This window comes from Falsiroseomonas oryzae (assembly GCF_027856955.1).
Classification (GTDB): domain Bacteria; phylum Pseudomonadota; class Alphaproteobacteria; order Acetobacterales; family Acetobacteraceae; genus Falsiroseomonas; species Falsiroseomonas oryzae.
The window spans coordinates 1-4,191 of sequence record NZ_JAPSMD010000457.1; the positions used below are offsets into that span (position 1 = coordinate 1).

The following is a 4,191-nucleotide window of genomic DNA, read 5'->3' on the forward strand; positions in this document are numbered from 1 at the left end:
CCCGGCCACCGCGCGCAGCCGCGGCTTGCCTCGGTTTCCGCGCCCGACGCCGACTGGCGCGCCGACATCGCGGCGCACCGGGCCGCGGGCGCGTGACCCGCGCGGCCGCGCTCTACCTGCTCGCCGCCTTCGCCGAGATCGCCGGCTGCTTCGCCGTCTGGGCCGTGCTGCGGCTCGGCAAGCCGGGCTGGTGGCTGCTGCCGGGCCTGCTCCTGCTGGCGCTCTTCGCCGCGCTGCTGACGCGCGTGGACGCCGCCTTTGCCGGGCGTGCGTTCGCCGCCTATGGCGGCATCTACATCGCCGCCTCGCTGGCCTGGATGTGGGCGGTGGAGGGCGCGCGGCCGGACCGCTGGGACGTCCTCGGCGCCGCCTTGTGCCTGGGCGGCGCCGCGGTCATCCTGCTCGCGCCACGGCAGGGCTGAGGACGCGGATGCGGCAGGCATTGATCGTCGGCGCCGGCGAGGGCTTCTCCGCCGCCTTCGCACGCCGCCTGGCCCGTGCCGGCCACGCCGTCGCGCTGGCCGCGCGCAACACCGGCAAGCTCGCCGCGCTGGCGGCGGAGACGGGCGCGACCACCCATGCCTGCGACGCCGCCGACCCCGCGCAGGTCGCCGCGCTCTTCGCCACGCCCCAGGCCGCCGCCGCGGACATCGTGCTCTACAACCCGTCCTTCCGCGTCCGCGGCCCGGTCACCGACCTCGACCCCGCGGAGGTCCGCCGCACGCTGGAGGTCTGCGCCTTCGGCGCCTTCCTCGTCGCGCAGCAGGCGGCGCGGGCCATGCTGCCGCGCGGCCGCGGCACCATCCTGCTCACCGGCGCCTCGGCCGGCGTGAAGGGCTTCGCCCGCTCGGCGCCCTTCGCCATGGGCAAGTTCGCGCTGCGCGGCCTGTCGCAGGCGCTGGCGCGGGAGCTGCACCCGCAGGGCATCCATGTCGTCCACATCGTGGTGGATGGCGGCATCCGCAGCGCCCGCCGCCCCGATCCCGGTCAGGACACGCTGCTCGATCCCGACGCGATCGCCGAGGCCGCCTTCGCGGCCGCGATGCAGCCGCGCAGCGCCTGGTCGCAGGAGATCGAGCTGCGCCCCTGGGTGGAAACCTTCTGACGGCCCTGACATCTGCGCGAGCGCCCGACGGCCCGCACGATGCCGCTGGCCGCTGGCGTCGACGTCCAACTAGCCTGCCGCCGCATCATCGCGGGAATGCACGCATGTCCGGACGCTTCGGGGGCAGGCACACCTCGACCACCACCACCGGCCGGCGCGGCAGCGTGGCCCGGGCACGCAGTTCCATCGCCGAGGTGGTGGGCACGCTCGACGACCAGACCCTGTCCGAGGCGGAGCGGCGGCTGCGGGATGCCGGAATGCTCGGCCCGCTCGGCGCCGCGGTCGGCACCGACGCCACCGAGCAGCGCCGCACCAGCATCGCCGAGGCGCTGAAGGCAGCCGCCGGCCGCTTCGGGACCGACGAGATCCCGGCGACGGGCCCCGGCTTCCTCGATGCGATCGAGTTCCTCACCCGCCGCTTCTGCGCCGAACCCGATGGCGCCCCGGGCGGCGGCCTAGGCCCGCGCAGCTTCGGCGCGCCGAGCGGCCGCTGGGAACGCGGCAACCTGACCATCGCGATCAACCCGGCCGGCTGCACGCTGCCGCCGGCCGTGGTGACCGCGACGGTTTTCGCCGCCTTCAACGCCTACCAGGCGGCCGAGCCGTTCTTCAGCTTCACGCCCGCCGTGCCGGGCGGGCGGTCCGACATCAACGTCCGCTTCGGCGGCGCCGCGCTCGACCCGCGCCTGTCGCAGCTGCGCAACGGCGCGCTCGGCAGCGGCGCGCCGCCGCAGCGCGGCACCCTCAACCTGCTCGCCGATGTCGGCCTGCCCAACATGCCGAACGGCAATCCGCCCTTCGCCTGGACGCAACCGCTGCTCGCCGCCCTGGTGCTGCACGAGGCCGGCCATGTGCTCGGCCTGTCGCACTCCACCGACCCCGCCGCGGTGATGTACCCCTTCGCCCCCAACCTGGTCGCGCTGGACGCCGAGACGCGGCGCGCGATCACCAGCCTCTACGGCTGGTCGCCGCAGCGCCCGCTGACCGACCGCGCCTCCACCCACGGCCCGGCGCTCGCCACCGTCTCCATCCCGTCCTTCACCTCCCGCACCGACCGGGTGCTGATGGCCTGGAAGGGCACCGACGGCGACACCGCCATCTACTGGTCCGAAAGCGCCGACGGCATCGGCTGGGGCGGACAGCAGCGCACGGAGTTCGGCACCTCCGGCGGCCCGTCCATCGCCGCCCACACCTCGCCGCGCCTCGGCCCGACCGCCATGATGGCCTGGCAGGGCGTGCCGGGCGACAGCGCGATCTACACCTCGGTGCTCGACGGCGCTCAATGGACCCCGCAGGACCGCGTGCCCGATGTCGGCACCAGCGCCCGGCCGGCGCTGGTCGAGTTCAACGGACAGATGGTGATGGCCTGGAAGGGCGTGGACGGCGACAGCGCCATCTACTGGTCCACCCTCGATCCCGGCGGCTGGCGTCCGCAGGCGCCGATCGCCGGCCGCGGCACCTCGCTCGGTCCGGCGCTGGTCGTGCACAACGGGCGGCTCTGGATGTTCTGGAAGGGCGTCGGCGGCGACACCAACATCTTCCAGGCCGAGCTGGTCGACCCCGCCAACGGCATCTGGGGCCCGCAGGCCATGGTCGCCCCGATCCACGCCGGCAACCTCGCCGCCGGCCAGCAGCGCATCCCGATCGGCTCCAGCGATGCGCCGACCGCCATCTCGCGCGGCGACGAGATCGTGCTGCTGTGGAAGGGCGTGCCCGGCGACAGCACCATCTGGTTCGCCCGCACCGACGCGGGCGGCGAGTTCTCCGGCCAGGTGCCGATCGCCGATGTCGGCACCGCCGGGCGGCCCGGCCTGGTCCAGGTGGGCGGCCGCATCGTCGCCGCCTGGCGCGGCATCGACGGCGACAGCGGGGTCTACACCGCCAACCTCGGCTGAGCCGCGGCGGCCCTCCCGCAGGGTCTGCACGGCCTGGCCCGGGACAGGCTAGGCTAGCGCCACCCGTAGGGAAGAACCGCCATGCCGCAGGACGCACAGGGCAACGCGCTGACCATCGCCTCGGAGGAGGCGGCGCGCGCCTACGACCACGTCATCGACGGCTTCCTGCGCTACCGCTTCGACACCGGCGCGCGGCTGAAGGCGCTGCTGCAGCTCGACCCGCAGGCGCCGCTGGCGCAGGCCATGGCCGGGCTCTTCGCCATGCTCGCCTATGACCGCGCCATGGTCCCGCGCGCGGAGGCAGCCCTCGCCCGCGCCGCCGCGCTGCCCGCCACCGACCGCGAGCGCGCCCACATCGCCGCGTTGCGCGCCTGGGTGGAGGGCCGCACCGACGGCGCGCTGGCGGTGTGGGAGCAGATCGTGGCGGAGCATCCGCACGACATCCTCGCCTTCCGCCTGCACCATTTCTGCGCCTTCTGGATGGGCGCGCCCGAACGCATGCTGTCGCTGGTGGAGCGCATCCTGCCGCGCTGGTCGGATGCCATCCCCGGCTGGGGCAGCGTGCTGGCCTGCCGCTGCTTCGCCAACGAGGAATGCGGCAACTACACCGTCGCCGAGCATGCCGGCCGCGACGCGGTCGCACTCGACCCCGGCGACCTCTGGGCCACGCATGGCGTCGCCCATGTGCTGGAGATGCAGGGCCGCCGTACGGAGGGCATCGCCTGGCTCGACGCCGGGGAGCCGCATTGGGCCGGCGGCAACAACCTGATGCACCACCTGTGGTGGCACCGCGCCATGTTCCATGTGGAACGCGCGGAGTTCGACGCGGTGCTGGCGCTCTACGACCGCCGCTTCCGCGACCATGCCAGCCCGGTCACGCAGGCGATGCCCGACCTCTACATCGACGTGCAGAACGCGGCCTCCATGCTGTGGCGGCTGGAACGCCAGGGCGTGCCCGCCGGCGACCGCTGGACGGAGCTGGCCGACAAGGCGGAGGCGCGGATCGGCGACACGCTCTCCGCCTTCACCCAGCCGCACTGGATGATGGCGCTGGCCGCGACCGGGCGCGAGGATGCGGCGCGCCGCCTGCTGCAGGCGGTGGAGGAGGCCGGGCGCGGCAACACGCCGCAGGCCGCCATCCTGCGCGACGCCGCGCTGCCGGCCTGCCGCGCCGTGCTGGCGCATCGCCAG

At 74.7% G+C, this 4,191-nt stretch carries 4 protein-coding genes; all 4 read left to right on the top strand.

Annotated features, from left to right (window positions below):
• Positions 1 to 92: 92 nt before the first annotated feature.
• Complete coding sequence (locus OZN99_RS26885; RefSeq protein WP_270938303.1) at positions 93 to 422, top strand: YnfA family protein; 330 nt, start codon at positions 93 to 95, stop codon at positions 420 to 422.
• An 8-nt stretch (positions 423 to 430) separates the two neighbouring features.
• Complete coding sequence (locus tag OZN99_RS26890; RefSeq protein ID WP_270938304.1) at positions 431 to 1,105, top strand: SDR family NAD(P)-dependent oxidoreductase; 675 nt, start codon at positions 431 to 433, stop codon at positions 1,103 to 1,105.
• Between the two features lie 104 nt (positions 1,106 to 1,209).
• Positions 1,210 to 3,000, top strand: a complete 1,791-nt coding sequence (locus OZN99_RS26895; protein WP_270938305.1) for a matrixin family metalloprotease — start codon at positions 1,210 to 1,212, stop codon at positions 2,998 to 3,000.
• 81 nt (positions 3,001 to 3,081) lie between these two features.
• A partial coding sequence (locus OZN99_RS26900; protein WP_270938306.1) for a tetratricopeptide repeat protein occupies positions 3,082 to 4,191 on the top strand: 1,110 nt, incomplete at its 3' end.